Origin of the sequence: Pedobacter yonginensis, assembly GCF_003173595.1 — a bacterium.
GTDB lineage: Bacteria > Bacteroidota > Bacteroidia > Sphingobacteriales > Sphingobacteriaceae > Pedobacter > Pedobacter yonginense.
Genome location: NZ_QGNZ01000003.1, coordinates 507,542 through 526,685, shown reverse-complemented (window position 1 = coordinate 526,685; position 19,144 = coordinate 507,542). Strand labels below are relative to the sequence as shown.

Genomic DNA, 19,144 nt, shown 5'->3' with positions numbered 1-19,144 from the left:
GATGAACCCTTTTACACCGAGGATTGTTTTAGTTTAGTGCGCTAAACCCTAAGCTTTCTACAATCAGTTTTTAAGGTTAGGAATCAAATTTAAAAACGCCTGGAATTTGGCTTTATATTTTTTCTTGTCGAGTTTGAAATAATAGGCGCCCTTTTTTGAGCTCGATCTATCTTTTTCTTCTAGTTTAATTAACAAGCCTGTCGAGGTTATTTTTCTGCTGAAGTTTCTCGTATCCATTTTTGTATCGTTCACTTCCTCAAAAAGATTTTGCAATTGAGGCAAAGTAAACTGTTTGGGCAACATTTCGAACAAGATGGGGTGTAGAGATGCCTTATACCTCAATTTTTTTCTGGCATCAGCAACCATTTGGTCGTGATCAAAAATTAATTTGGGCCGCTCGCCAATCAAAAACCATTCGGCTTCGTAATCGGTGTTAAGTTGAGCTTCATATTTATGAATATCAATTAAAGCAAAGTACCCAACAGATAGAGTCCGCTCAATGGGATCGCGTTTAGGTTCGCCATAAATTTGCATTTGCTCTAAATACACGCCTTCTAATCCGGTCATTTTTTTCAGCACACGGTTGGCGGCATCATCCGGACTCTCATTGGCACCTACAAAACCGCCCATTAAACTCCATTTATTTATTTCGGGTTCTATGCCACGCTTAACCAGTAGAATTTTTAAATGTGCCCCATCAAAGCCAAAAACAATGCAATCTACCGCAACTAAGTAGTGTGGCTGACTAGAATATTCAATCATAATTAGAGTTTATTGAGCGTAAGATGTTCAAATTTACATAAAAATAAAAAATATAATTAAATGTCATTTTGACAATTAATTTAAATTTTATAATTTGGTCGCACGATAAAATTTGCCAACGCTCTTGTGGTAGCAAGTCTAACCAAAATAGAAAACAAAGATGCAAGAAACTTTCCATTTAGAAACCTCAATGTCCGACAATGGCGGTAGCCATATTTTGCATGAGCTGGCTACGGATTTTTCTAACTGGGAATTGCATTCATAATATATCAATATAAAAAGCCAAATCCTTTCCAAATGGATATTGAACGTTTAAAAGTAGTATTTAAAAGCATTTATTATAATGATCCATTGGTGGTTAGGTCGCCTGGAAGGATTAATATCATTGGTGAGCATACCGATTATAACGGAGGTTTTGTAATGCCTGCCGCTATCAACAAAGCAATTTATTTGGGCGTATCTAAGCGTGAGGATGATGAAATTCACCTCTATGCAGAAGATTTTAAGCAAACCCATACCTCAAACATTTCATCGCTAGAGTCATCAAAAAAAGGCTGGCCCAATTATATTTTAGGCGTTGCAGATCAACTCCAAAAAAGGGGCTATAAAATTGGCGGTTTCAATTTATACATTGATGGCGATGTGCCACCGGGAGCTGGTTTATCCTCGTCGGCAGCGGTAGAATGTGCAACTGCTTTTGCACTCGATCAACTTTTTTCATTGTCTATCTCCAAGCTCGATATGGCCTTAATTGCCCAAAAGGCAGAGCATACTTTTGCAGGCGTAAATTGTGGCATTATGGATCAATTTGCATCGGTGTTCGGCAAAAAGGATCAAGCCATTGTGTTGGATTGCCGATCGATGGATTATCGTTACGTACCCCTTCAATTAGATGGACACAAATTGGTTCTGCTCAATACCAATGTAAAGCACTCGCTTTCAGAAAGTGCTTACAACAAGCGTCGCGAATCTTGCGAACAAGGGGTAGCTTGGATTAAAGAAGCCCACCCATCTGTAGAAACGCTACGAGATGTGGATTTGGCTATGCTCGATGAATATGTTAAGCCAAAAGATACAGATGTTTATACCAAATGTAAGTTTATTGTGGGTGAAATTGCTCGCCTAATTGAAGCTGCAACTGATCTGGAACATGGGAAGTTAAAGGAGCTCGGCGCCTTGATGTTCGAAACTCATCAGGGTTTGAGAAATGAATATGAAGTGAGTTGTAAAGAACTCGATTTCTTGGTAGATTCGGTAAAAGGACTAGATTATGTGCTGGGCGCAAGGATGATGGGGGGCGGATTTGGTGGTTGTACATTAAACATCGTTGCTACTGAATATATTGACGAATTGATCGAAAACATCAGTGAGACATACTTTAAAGAATTTTCCGTTAAATTAGATGCTTACATCGTAGAAACTGCCGATGGAACGAGCGAGATTGTTTAAAAAATTCATTTGCAGGTGCCAAACTAACTCGTTGATTAACAACTTATAAAATTTGTAAAGCAAGGGCAGTGCATGTATTAACGTTCGTCCAGCTTTTCACTATAGCCCCGATAGAAAAAATCGGGGGCTGCCGTTTCAATCTGGTTTATTTTACTCGGGCTGGTGCACCATAAACTGCGAACCGCAATGGTACCTATCCTCACGTACCATTTGGAAATGTTTTTATTGTTTCGTGAAGACACGAACCAAGGCACAGGAGAAACGTAACTGCTTAAAAAAATCATTCGCAGCCGCCAAACAAACTTGTTGATTAGCAACTTATAAAATTTGTAAAGCAAGGGCAGTGCATGTATTAATGTTCGTCCAGCTTTTCACTATAGCCCCGATAGAAAAAATCGGGGGCTGCCGTTTCAATCTGGTTTATTTTACTCGGGCTGGTGCACGATAAACTGCGAACCGCAAGGGTACCTATCCTCACGTACCATTATGGAAATGTTTTTATTGTTTCGTGAAGACTTGAACCAAGGCACAGGAGGAAAAGACTTGGCTGTTCAGCCCCAGAAAAAACGCTTTCCACCCAACACCTTGATTGATTTACTGCAATTGCAATCCAAACCCGATAGGACGGAAAGCCGCTATTTTTCATAGCGCTTGGAGGTAGAGCGGGACAGAACCAGACCCAAGAACCACTATAACTGCTTTCGAAACTTTTATCTTATCTGGTAGGTATGAGTAGGGTTTTGGCCAATAATTAAGGATTTTGATGCACAGAACGATCGCTCGGCGCAAAAATATTTGATTCTTTTAATCCGCTTTAAAACTAACGAAGCTGCTATTGTGTTGCTATATTCTGGTGCGAATGTTTGATATTTGCACGTTTAAATCCCCTCAATTTTTAATGAAGCCTTATCTTCAACTTTTCGATTTCTCACAAAAAATAAATTACAGGATTGAAATCCTTGCCGGCCTCACCGTGGCCATGACGATGATTCCTGAATCTTTGTCTTTTGCTATTCTGGGTGGTTTTCCCCCATTGGTAGGCTTGTACGCTGCTTTTATTATGGGATTGGTAACCGCAATTTTAGGCGGGAGGCCGGGTTTGGTATCGGGTGGGGCAGGTGCTACCGTAATTGTAATTATTGCTTTAATGAAATCGCATGGCATTGAATATGTATTTGCTGCGGTTGCCCTTGCAGGTTTGATTCAAATTGTGGTTGGCTTATTTAAACTGGGTAAGTTTATTAGGCTAGTGCCACAACCCGTTATGTTTGGTTTTGTAAATGGTTTGGCGGTGATTATTTTCATGTCGCAATTGGAACAGTTTAAAACTGTTGTTAATGGCAAAACGGAATGGATTACGGGCGCTCCACTATGGATTATGCTGGGCCTTGTGGCGCTAACCATTGCCATCGTAATTGTATTGCCGAAAATTACAAAGGCAGTTCCGGCATCGCTTGTGGCCATTATGGTTGTTTTTGGTTTGGTTTTTGGTTTTGGCATTCACACTAAACTGGTTAAAGATATTGCATCGGTTAGCGGGGGTTTTCCGCCTTTCCATATTCCGAACATTCCGCTAAACTTAGAAATGCTTAAAATTATTTTCCCTTATGGATTAATTATGGCAGGAGTTGGGCTAACAGAAGGCTTGCTTACCCTAAACTTGGTGGATGAAATTACAGAAACCAAAGGCAATGCCGATAGAGAAAGTATAGCGCAAGGCATTGCAAATATGTTAAATGGTTTCTTTTACGGAATGGGCGGCTGCCCAATGATTGCACAAACATTGGTTAATCTTTCGGCAGGAGCAAGAGCAAGATTATCAGGGATTATTGCCGCATTAACCATACTGCTCATCATTTTAATTGGCGCACCTGTAATTGAAAGAGTGCCAATGGCAGCTTTGGTTGGCGTAATGATGATGGTGGCCATTGGCACCTTTGAATGGATGAGCTTTAAAGTGATTAACAAAATGCCCCGACAAGATATATTTGTGGGTATTTTAGTGGCCGTGATTACGGTTTGGCTCCATAATTTGGCTTTGGCCGTTTTGGTTGGGGTAATTATTTCTGCACTGGTTTTTGCGTGGGAGAGCGCCAAAAGGATTAGGGCAGAACATTATATAGATGTTAACGGCGCAAAGCATTATAACATTTTCGGACCATTATTTTTTGGTTCGGTAACCGCTTTTAATGAGCAATTTGATATTGCTAAAGATCCTGAAAACGTAATTGTGGATTTTAAAGAAAGCCGAGTTTACGATATGTCTGCAATTGATGCATTGAACAAACTTACAGAACGCTATAAAGCCCTAAACAAGAAACTGCATCTCCAGCATTTAAGTCCAGATTGTAGGAGGCTGCTCGAAAATGCAGATGACGTAATCGAAGTTAATATTATCAACGATCCATCTTATCGCGTGGCGGTAGAGAAATAGTTAGATGGTGTTATCAATCTCGTACTTTCCCGATGTTTTGGCTAGGTTCTTTTTCTCGAAATAATAATCAATTCTGCCCAAATTAATTCCGGCCCAACCCACTTGATTGATGGTGGTAATTTTTCCGTCTAGATTTGAAACATCTTCTGGTGTTGCCATAGCGGTATGGGTATGGCCACCAATAATTAAATCGATATTTCTTGTTTGCTTGGCAAGCACCTTATCCGATACTTTATTGTCGCGATAGCTGTAACCCAAATGAGAGAGGCAAATGACTAGATCGCAGTTCAAATCATTTTTTAAGCGTGATGCCATTTCATTTGCCCTTTGAATTGGATCTTGATAGACCGTTTCGCGATAATTCTTTTTTTCTACCAATCCGGCTAAATCTATGCCTATTCCAAAAACACCAATTTTTAAACCGCCTTTTTTAAAAATTTTATATGGAAGCGTTGATTTATGCATGATGGTATTTGATAAATCGTAGTTGCTGATTAAAATCGGAAAGTTTGCGTTTGGCAATTGCTTATAAAATCCTTCAATTCCATTATCAAAATCGTGGTTGCCAAGCGTAGCCGCATCGTATCCCATTTGGCTCATCAATTTGATTTCGAGTGCTCCGCCGTACAAATTAAAATAGGGTGTACCCTGAAATATGTCGCCAGCATCCAGCAACAACACCTGTTCTTCTTCTGATCTAATTTTTTGGATGAGTGTAGATCTCCGGGCAACTCCACCCAGGCCCTGCAATTTGCCGCCATCCATTGGGAAGGGTTCTATCCTGCTGTGTACATCATTGGTATGGAGAATGGTGAGTTTTTTTACTTCGCCCATCGCAAAAACATTAAATGGGTTTCCAACCATAAGTGTAGCACTTGCCAGGCCACCAACTGTTAAAAATTTCCGTCTATTCATTTTTAGTAATCCTTCCGTCCAAAGTTGTCGTTATGCTTTTCCCTTCAGCTGTTTGTGTTTTGATGTAATTAATGAGGGCATCTCTCACCTTTAAACCTAATGTCTTTTTTTCTATTGGATGCTGCAGGCCAAAAGTATCGTCTCCTCCGCCCGCAATGTAATCTGAAGTTAAAACAGAATAGGTTTTGCTCGCATCAAATGCCTGACCGTTAATTTTTACGTCTGTTGCTGTTTTATTGTTGATTTTTAATGTGATGCCCGCCACTGGCTGACCGCCGCTTTGCGCAATAAATTGTAATAAGTCTTGAACATCAGTTCCCTTAAGTTTTAAAACTAAAAGTTCGTTTTCAAAAGGCATTAACTCAAAAACATTGGCCAATGTGATGTTTCCTTTCGGCAGGCTATTTCTTAAACCACCTGTAGTGCTTGGCATGGTGAAATCAATGTTAGCATCTATCTTTTTAGCTTCGATTAAACAAGCATCAGCAAAGAAATTGCTTAAAAGGGATTCGGGTCCTTTTCCTTTCGATAGCATACTATCGGCTTTGCCAATAACCGCATTCATTTCTGCTTCCATTTTTTGCTTGTAGGGCAGATAGGTTTTTATAATGGCCGAATCGGCTTGAACCTGATCGCTTACATTGTATTGTTTTCGCTTTGCTTTTACCAACTCGAAATGAGGTTTGCAGGAAATTAATAATGCAAGGGGGAGGAGCCATATCGCCTGCCAGCGAATTAAGAATTTTTTAGTCATTATGTAATAATCTGCCGTAAAGATATGGGATTAGCGCTAGGCAAGAATGACTGTATCTAAATTATTATAGTTAAGGAGGCTTAAAACCGATTGCAGAAAATCCATTTTTTGCAGACGATTTGTTGTTTCACCAAATACGTTTCCTTAAGTTCTGAATAACAGGGAGAAACAGATCTGCATTCCCATTTTGGTTAAACGTTTTACTAAGTGATGCTTTGTGCAACAACAAAGTGTTCGTTTTATTATCTACAAGCAGAAAAAATACATAAATATGAGCGCTTTAATGCTCAGGTGGTTTTATTAAAATGGATTGTTTTATACCATATTGATAATGATAACTTATTTTGGTTAATTAATTAACAACAAATTGGGTTATTAAATATTTTTTTCATAAAAGTAACATTTTATTGTTAAAACGATTTAGTATATATATATTTGAATTAACCAAATATAACTGTATGAGAATCTATAACTACTATTGCCGAAGTACCATTCTTTTTAATCTGCCAGATACCTAGCTGTTTCCAAAAAAATAATTTTTTCTTAAATCATTCTTTTACCATTTAAAGATCCATTAACTATGCGATACTTAGGGGTGTGCCTTGTACTTTTTGCTGCATTAACGTTAAACGTTTTATCAAGCTATGCAACTGGTAATAAGCCTAACACAGGCCGAACATTTAATTACTCTCTTTTTCAAGACACGACAAAAAATAAAAATTTGCCGGAGAAAGATTCATTGAGGATAGATAGTTTAGCCCAAATCAAATCTAAAACACTTTACAACAAACTTGCTGGGGGTGTTAAAAAGGAAACGAAAGACTTATCTCTTTTTCCTGCAATTTCATTACAACAAAATTTAAAAGGAAATTACGCTGGCTTATATGTTCAAGAGCCTTCAGGCGAGCCTGGATCTATTCAGAACATGTTTATCCGCGGTGTTCCGATGCCGTTATTATCGAAAAAAGACCTGTACGATGCACAGCCTTTGGTTGTATTGGATGGGATCCCTTTAGTACGTGAGCATCCTTTTGCTTTCGATACGCAACAGTTCGATTTTAATAGAATCGGTCCGGCAACCAATTTATTGGCTGGGATTGATTTGAATAACATTGCATCTATAGAGGTGCTTAAAGATTTAGCAACTACATCTATTTATGGCCCTAGAGGGGTTAATGGTGTAATTGTGTTAACTTCTAAATCGGCTGGCGGAAAATACCGTGCAATCTCATTCAACTCATACATTGGGATGGTGCAAAAGCCTTATGTAAATACCATTAACGGTAAGTACGAAAATGAGTTTAGACAGCGCTTTTACGACCTTTATACCACAAACGGTAGATATTCTGATGATGAAGAGTACCCTGTTTATTTAAGTGACTCGTTAAACAATGTATATAGTGGAAAATCAGACTGGACAGATTTATACTATAAAAACGCCTTAATATATGGTGTTAACTTTTCGCTGGCTGGTGGTACCGATCGAGCTAATTTCAGATTTGCTTTGGGTAACACAAAAAGCGAGGGTGTTGCCGATGAAACGGGGATTGATCGTTACAGTGCAACGTTTAACATCAACATGAGACCAACCAAATGGTTGTTGTTTTCTACCATGATTAATGCAAACAGATTAAATCGCGATCGAAATAGAACGCTTCGCGATCGTTTTGCACAGGTTAATTATTTTCCTGATTTGAGTGCGCCACTTCCTCCAAATAAGGATTTCTATGCCTCTTATCTTCAAGAATACCGAAAAGGTTTTGATGATAATAAAACCAACACCATTCAAGGCTATGCAAAATTGGAAGGTACTTTTGGAAAATTCAAGGTAATTTCTTCCTTCAATGCAGATTATAGCGAGGGGTATAGAGATGTTTTTTACGCCAGAACGCTTTTGCAAGGCAACAGCTATGCATCTAACTACTATGGTTTTAGCCAAAGGTTAATGATGGATAACAAAGCCACTTACGATTTAAACCTGAATAAGATTCATGATTTTCATTTTGAAGTAGGCCAATCCATGCAGTGGGACATTTATAAGTATAACAATGCTTATGCTTATAAAGGTGTAAACGATTACATTAAAATTAACTTACTTCAATCAGATCCTAATCTACCAAACTACTTAACGCCCTTGGCTTTCCCAAGAGAGTTGAGTTACCGTTTTGTGGATAAAACAGAAGATAATTTATTGTCATTCTATGGTAAGGCAGATTATTCATTCAGCGATAAATATTTTGTTTCTGCTATACTACGCTTAGATGGGTCTTCGAACGCACAGCCCACCAGTCGTTGGTTTTATTCGCCAACCCTTTCTGCGGCATGGAATGTGAAAAACGAATTCTTAAAAGATAGCAGATGGATTGATGATTTGGTTTTACGCGCAAGTGTAGGAAGAATGGGTCGTCCGTTTAGTTACGATAATTATGCACAAGGCCCACAATACACCGCTTCAGTTGGATACACGGGCAACTTAACCGTTCCGGGCTACAATGCATTTGGTGTGTTAACCCGCACATATCAATTCGGGTGGGTAGGTTACGGTGTGCCTTGGTCTTATTCTGATCAAGTTAACATCGGTGCTGATGCCTCTTTGTTGAAAAATCGACTACATGTTTCTGTTGATTTATACAGTAAAACTGAAAAAAATCAGTTGATCGGAATTCCAGCTTTTGCAGAATATGGTTACAAGCAATCGATAGAGAGCGGTATGTCGGTTAACAATATGGGTGTAGATTTAACCATTAGCGGTCTTGTAATTTCGAAAAGTAAATTCTCTTGGAACTCTTCTTTAAACCTTAACCACAATGCAAACGAGTTGAAAGCCTTGCCAAGAGGTTTAGATCAACTTGTTGTGGGCAACAGATTTTTGAAAGTGGGCCAACCGGTAGATCAGTATTGGTTATTGGTTAACAATGGCATTTACACTTCAGATGCAGATGTGCCTGTAGTTAATGGTCAAAAATTAAAGTATAAAGGTATTCCATTAAAAGCGGGCGATCCACGCTGGCAAGATCAAAATGGCGACAATACTATTGATGATAATGATAAAGTGTTAAAAGGGCACTCGTTACCAACGGTTGCGGGCGGTTTTGATAACAACTTCAAATATGGCAACTGGAGCCTGGCTACTAGCCTGTACTTTAATTTGGGCAGAAAGTTAATCAACCAGGAAATGGCTAACCGTTTTGATTTTGTTAACCGCGAAGGCAACACAGACATTACTTCGGTAAAAGAAATTACATTCTGGGAAAAACGTGGCGACTATTCTAAATATCCATTGTACAACCCATGGAGTACAGTTATTCCATATCGTGCAGATCAAGATCTTTTCTTAGAAAACGCTTCTTTCTTAAAATTAAGACAAGTGTCTTTAGGATACGAATTGGGCAACTTGCTTAAAAAGAAAAACATCAAAATCAACAAATTCTTAGTGTACGGAGCGGTAAGTAATATTTTCACCATCACACCTTACACCGGTCAAGATCCAGAATTGGTGAATTACGATGGAATTGATACAGGATATGGTCAGCCAATCCCAAGAACATATACAGTAGGTGTTAAAATGGAGCTATAAGATGGAAACAAGAAATAAAAATACATCAAGCAAGATGAAAAATATATTATACATACTTCTGATTTCTTTAGTTGCTTTTTCTAGCTGTAATAAAGCTTTAGAAACAGACTCAACCAGAGTAGTTGGCGAAAAAAATGCTTGGAATACGGTAGAGGATGCTCGATCTGGAATATTGGGTGTTTATGCCTTAACCCGTGCAGCTTTATCAGATAACAATGGTCACTGGATTTATGGCGATGTGAGAACAGGCGAATTTTTGAGTCCGAAACGTCAGGATTTAAAAGCGGTAATTGGCAACAATTTAAATGCCTCTTATCCAGTGTTAGAATCTTTATCCGATTGGACAAGGTTTTACGCCATCGTTAACGGAGCAAATGTGTTTTTAGAAAACGTTGCACATGTAAAAGATACCGATAAGCGCTACACCACCAATAACATGACGGTTGATATTGCACAGGCCAGATTTTTAAGAGCCTTTGCTTATTTCTACATGGTTAGAATTTGGGGCGATGTGCCATTTATCACTTCATCTGATGAGGGGAACTTTGCCAACAAACCACGCGAAAGTCAGGCTAGAATTTTAGCTTGGGCCGAGCAAGAAATTTTAAAAGCAGCAAATGATCTTCCATTTATCTACAGTGCAGGTGATGTGCAGCAGCCAAGTGATTATTACAATGAAAACTCGACGAGATGGGGTGGTGCTTTGGCTACGAAAAATACGGCTTATGCAATTTTAGCACACCTAGCGGCTTGGAATGGCGATTATACCAACGTTTCTAAATACGCCAAATTTGTAGAAGATAACTACAGCAAAAGCGGTGGAGGCTTTACTTCAAGCACAGATTTGTCAAACTCAAACGGCTTTTTCTATAATAAAAACACCAGACAAATGTTTGGTTTCAACTCAGATTATGGTCACGTAGATGGATCATCAACCGGACACATTGAAGAATTGACTTTAGCCGAGCCAGTTACAACCAAATCGGTGCCAGATATTTACTTGCCTAAAGATTCCATCTTAAAGTATTTCAATATTGCAAAAGATCAAAGGTTTGGTGTAGATACGCTAGGGCAAGCCCGATTTGATGGAAGATACTTTACCAACTTAAACGGCAAGTACCCAATCTTCAGTAAAATCAAAGTAATTCAAGGCGGTGGTACCGATCCAAACTTCAGATACTTTACCAGTGCATTAATTTTTACGCGTTTGGAAGATATTGTATTGCTACGCGCAGAAGCGTTGTCGGTTTTAGGCGATCAAAATGGTGCATTAAATGAGCTATTAGTTGTTCAGGGCAGAAGATACGACGACATTAACGCGCTGGCCCTTTCGTTAAATACCAGCGATGTAATCAAATTAATTTTTGAAGAACGCCACCGCGAATTGATGGGTGAAGGCTCAAGATGGTATGATCTAATTCGCTACAATAAAATTAAGCAGAACGACGCTAAGTTTATGAACTTAATTAATTCTGGTGGTATTTATTGGCCGGTATCTAGAAAACTGATCTCTCAGAATAGTTTATTAACTCAAAATGCTTACTGGCGCTAACGATTAAAGGATATGAAAAATTCAATAAAATACATAAGCACAATGGCATTTCTATTGGTGCTTACCATGCTCTCGGCTTGTAAAAAAAATGGAGGCTTTTACGAAGCACCAACAGAAAATGTAGCCTTTTCGGGCAATACATACGAGTATTTGAAAAGCAAGCCAGGTGTTTTCGATTCGCTAATTGTAGCCATTGATAGAATGGGTTTGAAAAAAACATTAACCGATAGCAATGTTACTTTATTTGCGGTAACCAACCCAAGCTTTCAGTTGGCTTTAAAAAACTTAAACACGTTAAGAAAGCAATCCGATAAAGACCCGCTTTTTTTAGCCAATATTGATGCTGTACAGCTGGATACCATGACTTCTTACTACATTATTAGAGGGAAGAAAACAACGGATTCTTTGAAACTTCAAGATGGTTTAAACTTAACCAGTGCACGTATTGGCTACCCAATGCATGCCAGCATAACTAAAAGTTCTGCATCGGGCCAAGTAGCCGCCGGACCAGAAATTATCAATTTTGATAATACGAAGAAAAGCAAGTTTGTTCGTAATTGGGCAACCAGTACAACCTCATCAAACAACATTAAAACTAAAAATGGTGTAGTGCATGTAATCAGCGCCGATCATGTTTTTGGCTTTAATGAATTTGTAACCCGATTAACGTTTGTGCCACCACCACCAAACTTATACCTAGAAATTGGTGGTATCTTCTCTTCAAACCGCGAAAACGGCGGAGGGCTATCAAGTGGAGAAAACTCAAGAAAAGTAATTGATGGTGATGACCATACCAAATTCCTAGCTGATTTACAGGGCGAATTATGGATGAGATTCGAACTTAAAACACCTGCTGTTTCGTCGGTTTATACGCTGATATCAGCAAATGATGCCAACGAAAGAGATCCAAAAGCTTGGACTTACGAAGGATCAATGGATGGCACAACGTGGGTAGAACTGGATAGAAGATCTAACTTCTTCTTTGAGGAGCGGTACCAACAAAAGGTGTTTAGATGCAACAACACAGTTGCCTACAAATTTTATCGCATTGTAATAACAGAGTTGAGAAGCGGTGGTCTTTTCCAATTGGCAGAGTTTACCATAAATAAAGCGAAATAAAATGATGCGATTTAGAAACATTAAAACAAATACTCGAATGAAACCTATCATAAATAAATATTTCGTTGTTGTTTTACTTGCTGCGGTAGTTTTAAGTGGTTGCAAAAAGATTTTCGACTTACCACAAGAGAAAGATTATTTAAGCAACAATGTAAACTTTAGCAATAAAATACTGGAGCCGATTATCGGTAGAACCAACCTAATTGGCGGTTTTAATAGCGACAACTCTACCAATCCAATTACCTTCGAAATTGTAAATGCAAGGTTTGGAGATGGTAAGCCTGTAACCGATCTATTTACTTCGGTACCAACTTACGTATGGACTGCTCCTTACACGGGTTTGGAAAAAAGTTTGGCAGAAATTGAAGCAAAAAGAAAACTAGAAAATCACCCGATTTTTGAAATGCGTTCTTCTGGAGAATTCATTTTATGGCCATCGGCAACCAATCAAATCTTAAAACCACGTCCAACAGATAGTACAAACTTTTCTCAGGATACGCGCTTTTTTGATGTGAAGGTTAAAAACACTGGTGGCGAAAGATTGGTGAGAGATTTTCAGATCAGACCATACAGAGAGCGCCCTTACGAGCCTTCAAATGATTTTAACGCATTTACTGGCTTGCCTGCTCCTGATCCGAAATTTCCTTTCGACAAGAAACTTAGAGATTATATCCGTCCGTACTTAAACAACGTAATCGGTGCAACCTCTAATTTAAACTTAGTTAGCAACAACGACAAAAAGGATGCGATTGTTTACATCCGCCCATTGGCATCGGGTGGTAACGGCCATAGTTTACGCATTGTGGTATTGGGTAAAGATTCGTTACCCATTGATCCTAAGAAGTTTAACGAAACCGTTTGGGATAAAATGATCCATGGTTTCAATATGCAAATGACAGATAAGTATGTTCAATATGATGTGGCTTATCCGATTCCATTGGTCGAAATTCCAACATCATATGCAACTGGAGGTTCGAGAGCAAAGGTTCAGCTAAGTTACTCTCGATTGGGTTTTGGTGGTGGCCGTACGGTAGCCAATTTCGGGATCGACTTTGCCATTTACAAAGCTGGAGACTGGGAAATTGTATTTTATTTCAAAACAGAGAACCCAAAATTTGCTAACGAATAGTTGATCAATAAAGCTAATATTATGAAAAGAAATATACTTTTATATACATTACTTATTGTATGTATAATATGTGGTACCAATGCCTATTCGCAAGAAAAAAATATTATTGTGAATGGTAGGGTTATCGATAAAGACACCAAGCAGGGCGTTCCAGGCGTATCTGTTGTGTTGCAAGCCACCAATAAAGGCTTAACGCAAACCAATGGCGATGGAAAATTTTCGGCTAGCGTACCCGTAGGCGGAACGTTATTATTCAAATTTTTAGGTTACAATACGGCATCTGCAAAAATTACAAATCAAACCAATATCACCATTACCATTAGCGAAGATCGTAAAGATTTGAGCGAGGTAATCATCGTAGCTTACCAGAACAGACCCAAAGAAACTTCTGCAGGTTCTGTAACTGTGCTTAGCGGTAAGGATGTAGCTGATGTTCCTGTATCCAATATCGAAACCCTTTTGCAAGGTAAAGTACCAGGATTAAATATCCAGAACAACACTGGTGCACCAGGTTTTAGGGGTTCGGTACAAGTTCGTGGTCTATCCAGCTTAAGCATTTCTGGTAGCGGTAACGATTCGTTTTTACAACCTACTTCGCCTTTGTACATTATTGATGGTGTGCCATTAGATGCAGATAAAGCTGCCGAATTTGGTTTCCAAACACAGGGCCCAGGGGTAAGTCCGCTGTCGTTAATCCCACAAGAAGACATTGAGAACATTCAGATTTTAAAAGATGCACAGGCTACATCCATGTATGGTTCTAGAGGTGCTTATGGGGTAATCATCATTACAACCAAAAGAGGTAACTCTAAAATTCCACGTATTAAGTATGTATCTAACTTCTTCGTTAATGCACCACCAAAACTACGCGAAACCTTGGGGGGTAATTCTGAAAGAAACTTAAAGATTCAACAAATCATTTTAAATGCACAAAATATCGAACAAATCAGAAGGATTAGTAACACACCTTTCTTGGCCGATAGTTTAAATGCCTATTGGAACAATTCTACCGATTGGCAGGATGTATTTTATCAAACCACTTTCAATCAGAGTCATAACTTGGCCTTAGACGGTGGCGATCAAAAATTCAACTACAAAGCCAATATGGGTTATTATGCCGAAAAAGGTGTAATCAAAAACACAGGTTACGATCGTTACAACCTAAACATGAATATGGAGTTTAAACCGAATGATAAATTCAGATTTTTCGGTTTCGTAAATGGTTCGGTAGGTAAGCAAAATAAAGGTAACGGTGCAGGTTTACTTCAATCGGGTGTGGCCACCAACGGGCAGGCCTCTACGCTATTGCCTCCTCCATCTTTTTATCAAGCATCTGGAGGTGTTTTATCTGCATTGCAAACCTTAAACGATAACAATTCAAGAAACTTACGTACCAATATTGATGCCCGCTATGAGTTTATCCCGGGCTTAGCGGCTTCATCTACTTTGAGTTACGATTATACATCAGATACAGAAACTACTTTTACCCCAGCTGTTGCAAATGGGCAGTTTGCCAAGTTGTACGATTATGCAGGTAGAAACTTCCAATTGTATAATAGAAATGCCATTACCTATGCTAAAACGCTAGGCGAAAAACACAACTTTTTTGTAAACACCTTTAACGAGATTTACAAACAGGGCGCTCAAGCCACCATCACCCAACAAGAAAGAATCCCTAACGATCAACTGCAAGGACCAGTTGGTTATGATGGTTTCTATTCGAGGGGTGGTGGTGTTCTAAGTAATTATAGAAATGCTACAATTGCATCATTTGCAGGGTCTTTATCGTATGATTATGATAAAAAATATGTTGCTGAATTCTCTTACCGTTTGGATGGTACCTCATCAAGTGGTTTAGAAAATCCATATTCTAAAAACTCATCAATTGGTTTAAGATGGAACTTTAACAAAGAAAACTGGTTGGTAGATAAAAAATGGTTAGACTATGGTAGTTTGAGGTTAACATGGGGACAAAACATTGCTCCAACCGGAAACCTACAAAGCATTTATGGTATTTATAACCTAAATGGAAACTTTAACAATACACAAACCATTGGTATTAATTACGATTTAATTCCAAATCCGGCCTTAAAACCAACAACAACCAGTCAGTACAACTTAGGTTTCGATTTGGGCTTCCTGAACAGATTCTCAATCGTTTTTGATACCTACTTTAAAAAGGTTGATAACTTATTGTTCGATCGTTTCTTATCAAACACCACAGGTTTCTCTCGTTTAGCCAGTAACGATTTGGGTATTGCGAATTACGGTTCGGAGATTAGCTTAAACATTAAAGCAGTTACAAGTAAAGATTTTGATCTATCCTTCTCTATAAACGGAGCATACAACCGAGATGTTTTATTAAAACTTCCAGAAGAATACAATGGACAATACATCCGTTTTGATGGCTCCTCTTATTTACAGCACATTGTTTATCGTGTAGGTAGAAATACGCTTTCAAATTATTTGCGCATCAATCAAGGTGTGTACGCTACTGACGGTGATGTGCCTACCGACCCTGTTACAGGTAAAAGATATCAAACCAACGGTACTTTCTTTAATGCCGGCGACCCTAGGTTAAAAGATGTAAACGGCGATTATATTTTAGATGGTAGAGATTACGAAGTAACTGGAAACTCTCAGCCATTATTTACAGGCGGTTTATCCTTCACCATGAGGTATAAAAACTGGGGCTTAAACGTTTTTGCCAGCTACACAGCCGATAGAACCATCTTAAACAATGCATTGGCAGATCGTATCGCGATTATGAGAGATCCTTATGCATTAAACGCGGTAGTACCATTAAACGATTTAAACATTTGGATGCAACCAGGCGATAACGCTAAATATCCTTATCCTTATGATTATAGTCGTTACGGAGCTGTACAGCCATTAAGAGCCGATCAAACCCTATGGCAAGAAAGCGGTTCTTATCTGAAAATTAACAACTTAACGCTTTCATACATGTTTGATAAAAAGCTAATCCGCCGTTTTGGACTAGCCAATTTGAGGGTATTTGGTTCAACCAATAACTTAATTACTTTCTCAAAATACAGTGGGCCAAATCCAGAAAATGTAACCACACTGGGTCGCGATATTTCTAATGGATACCCTGTACCACGTACTTATAACATTGGTTTAAACTTAGAACTTAATACGGGCAACTAAAAAATACCATTATGAAAAAAGTTATCATTTACACTTTAGTTATTGCAGCATCATTCTGCTTGCCTGCATGTAAAAAGTTTTTAAACGTACAGCCCTTAGATAAATTAACGGGAAACAACTTCTTCCAATCGAAAGAGGATGTGATTGCCAATATTTACGATTTATCGCGAATTGCCTTCGGTAAGATGAATGAAACCCACTATGTAGGCGCAGTTGGCGAATACAGATCGGGTGAAGTTTTGCACGAAAGCCAATCCGATTTAGCTCCAGCAAGAGAGTTTGTAGAATATTTGGGCAGAAACGATATTTTAGGGTTAATTAGAGGTGGCCAGCCTTGGGATTTTTACAATTTTGGTAGAATTACCGATTGGAATGGTTATTACCAAGTAATTCAAGGCGCTAATATCCTAATCGCGAAGCTAGATGAAGGAATCCCAGGGGTATCAGATGCAGAAAAGGGTCAGTTTAAAGCAGAAGCCGCATTCTTACGCTCGCTTTGCTATTTCACCATGGTAAGATTATATGGCGATGTAGTGTATTATACAGATGCATTCCACTCAACAGCACTTCCACGAGAAAATTTTGTATCCGTATTAAACAAATGTATTGCCGATTTAAGCACCTACAAAGGTCAAATTCCATTTACCTATGCAGATCCAGCACTAAAAGGCGTGCGTGCCAATAGAGGTAGCATCATTGCTTTGATGATGGAAATGAATATGTGGAATGCAGGATTTGATGGTGCCAATGCAAACAAGTACTATCAGGCCACTGCCGATTTAGGAAAAGAATTGGTGGGCAGTAATGCCTATAGATTGTTGCCACTTACAGAGTGGGCAACGGTAATTAAAGGACGTTCGGATGAAAGCTTATTCGAATTTTACCAAAGTATTAACTACGGTGATGCTGTGCTAAACGTTGCACCAATTGCCGATATGTTTTTGCATTACCCATATAAAAGACCAGAATACACCCACCGTGTAAGTTTTGCTTACTACAGAGGCGAGTACATGCAGAAAATATTTCAAGATGGAAGTGATAAAAGAATAAGCACTTGGTTTAACGAAGATATTTTCACAGATAATGGAAAGTTTATGATGTTGAAATTTGCTAAAAACTCTTTCATCACGGGTGAGGAAGATGCAAATCCAGACAACACCTTTATGATTTTTAGATACGGTGGCGAGCTTTTATTGTATGCAGAAGCATTGGCGAATTTAGGTCAAGATGCAGAAGCCATTACCATGGTTAACAAAGTGAGAGATCGTGCACAAGCCTCAAAATATAGCGGTGGCGGGGGTAACGAACTGAAAGATTTTATCTTCTTCGAAAGATCAAGAGAGTTAATCGGCGAGGGTCATCACTATTTCGATTTGGTTAGAACCAAACGCATTTTAAGTAGCCAATGGACTTACAACGTACTTACCTCAGATAAATTTAGTCGTGGTGCGTGGACATGGCCAATTAGCTCAAACGCATTAAATAATAACCCGTTTATGAAATTGAACGAGTATTGGGTTAACGGTGGTAATTAATTATAATAATAAAAGATATATGAAAAAGCTAATTTTTGCTTGTGCTGCTTTACTACTAATATTAAGTGCTTGTAAACGAGATGAGTATTATGATGATGGCGGCTTGGCAAATCCCAATTATCAAGGTAATATGCTTCAGTACTTGCAGGCCAAAAAAGTTCCTTTTGATACCGTAGCTAGGATTGTAAAACTTGCTGGCATGGAAAAGGAGTTTTCAAATGATGATTTTACCTTCTTTGCCTTCGATGATGATGTGATTAAAAGGACAATAGGTACCATTAGAACAGATGGTTTAAACAATTTCTTGTTTTACTCTGGAAAAGATACCGTTAAAACCCTAGATCAGATTAGTCCGCTAATTTGGAAAAGGTTTTTGCAACGCTATATGTTTAAAGGTGTTAATCGACTTAAAGATTATCAACAGATAGATTTTGATGTAAAAACGGTTTATCCAGGTGGCTTATATTATTCATTGGGTGGCAACATTTCAAACATTGGCGTAACCTATGCAACTGCCAACAACATCAAGTATATCGGTTATCGTCAGTTGGTTTTAACTTATATTCCTGATGCATCCAAACCGAACGACAATTGGTATAGTAATGCGGTATCATCGTCTGATATAAAACCAACTAACGGTGTTGTGCATGCATTAGCCTATAACGGCGCCTACTTTGGCTTTAACAGAAGCGATTTTTATAGTGATGTGTATTATTCAGGTTTAACACCTTCTAATCCATCAAATTAAGC

12 protein-coding genes are annotated in these 19,144 nt (G+C 38.6%); 9 read left to right on the top strand and 3 right to left on the bottom strand.

The features are described 5' to 3' along the window. Positions 1 to 63: 63 nt before the first annotated feature. Positions 64 to 762 (bottom strand): NUDIX hydrolase, encoded by a 699-nt coding sequence (locus DHW03_RS13885; RefSeq protein WP_109926425.1) that lies wholly within the window; start codon positions 760 to 762, stop codon positions 64 to 66. A 297-nt stretch (positions 763 to 1,059) separates the two neighbouring features. Between DHW03_RS13885 and DHW03_RS13880 the strand changes: the two genes are divergently transcribed. Both DHW03_RS13880 and DHW03_RS13870 read left to right on the top strand, forming a co-directional pair. Then, a complete protein-coding gene (locus tag DHW03_RS13880) occupies positions 1,060 to 2,211 on the top strand; it encodes a galactokinase (protein ID WP_109926424.1) in 1,152 nt (383 codons plus the stop codon). Between the two features lie 898 nt (positions 2,212 to 3,109). Further along, positions 3,110 to 4,645, top strand: coding sequence for a SulP family inorganic anion transporter (locus DHW03_RS13870; protein WP_109926422.1), 1,536 nt, complete (start codon positions 3,110 to 3,112; stop codon positions 4,643 to 4,645). Here DHW03_RS13870 and DHW03_RS13865 read toward each other — a convergent pair whose 3' ends face one another. Both DHW03_RS13865 and DHW03_RS13860 read right to left on the bottom strand, forming a co-directional pair. Beyond that, positions 4,646 to 5,560, bottom strand: coding sequence for a bifunctional metallophosphatase/5'-nucleotidase (locus tag DHW03_RS13865; protein ID WP_109926421.1), 915 nt, complete (start codon positions 5,558 to 5,560; stop codon positions 4,646 to 4,648). It abuts the gene before it with no gap. After that, on the bottom strand, positions 5,553 to 6,314 hold the full coding sequence (locus DHW03_RS13860; RefSeq protein WP_109926420.1) for a 5'-nucleotidase C-terminal domain-containing protein: 762 nt from the start codon (positions 6,312 to 6,314) through the stop codon (positions 5,553 to 5,555). The genes DHW03_RS13865 and DHW03_RS13860 overlap by 8 nt, the downstream gene beginning before the upstream one ends. 580 nt (positions 6,315 to 6,894) lie before the next feature. Here DHW03_RS13860 and DHW03_RS13855 point away from each other — a divergent pair. Genes DHW03_RS13855 through DHW03_RS13825 form a run of 7 tightly spaced genes read left to right on the top strand, consistent with a single transcriptional unit; the run spans position 6,895 to position 19,142 of the window. Further along, positions 6,895 to 9,891: a SusC/RagA family TonB-linked outer membrane protein gene (locus DHW03_RS13855; protein WP_109926419.1), complete on the top strand. Its 2,997-nt coding sequence runs from the start codon at positions 6,895 to 6,897 to the stop codon at positions 9,889 to 9,891. Between the two features lie 34 nt (positions 9,892 to 9,925). Then, positions 9,926 to 11,443, top strand: a complete 1,518-nt coding sequence (locus tag DHW03_RS13850) for a RagB/SusD family nutrient uptake outer membrane protein (RefSeq protein WP_240618542.1) — start codon at positions 9,926 to 9,928, stop codon at positions 11,441 to 11,443. Positions 11,444 to 11,455: 12 nt separating this feature from the next. Next, a complete protein-coding gene (locus tag DHW03_RS13845; RefSeq protein ID WP_240618541.1) occupies positions 11,456 to 12,562 on the top strand; it encodes a discoidin domain-containing protein in 1,107 nt (368 codons plus the stop codon). A 37-nt stretch (positions 12,563 to 12,599) separates the two neighbouring features. After that, positions 12,600 to 13,691 (top strand): DUF5007 domain-containing protein, encoded by a 1,092-nt coding sequence (locus DHW03_RS13840; protein WP_109926639.1) that lies wholly within the window; start codon positions 12,600 to 12,602, stop codon positions 13,689 to 13,691. 21 nt (positions 13,692 to 13,712) lie between these two features. After that, a complete protein-coding gene (locus DHW03_RS13835; RefSeq protein ID WP_109926417.1) occupies positions 13,713 to 16,859 on the top strand; it encodes a SusC/RagA family TonB-linked outer membrane protein in 3,147 nt (1,048 codons plus the stop codon). An 11-nt stretch (positions 16,860 to 16,870) separates the two neighbouring features. After that, a complete protein-coding gene (locus tag DHW03_RS13830) occupies positions 16,871 to 18,394 on the top strand; it encodes a RagB/SusD family nutrient uptake outer membrane protein (protein WP_109926416.1) in 1,524 nt (507 codons plus the stop codon). Positions 18,395 to 18,413: 19 nt separating this feature from the next. Further along, complete coding sequence (locus DHW03_RS13825; protein ID WP_109926415.1) at positions 18,414 to 19,142, top strand: hypothetical protein; 729 nt, start codon at positions 18,414 to 18,416, stop codon at positions 19,140 to 19,142. Positions 19,143 to 19,144: the final 2 nt, after the last annotated feature.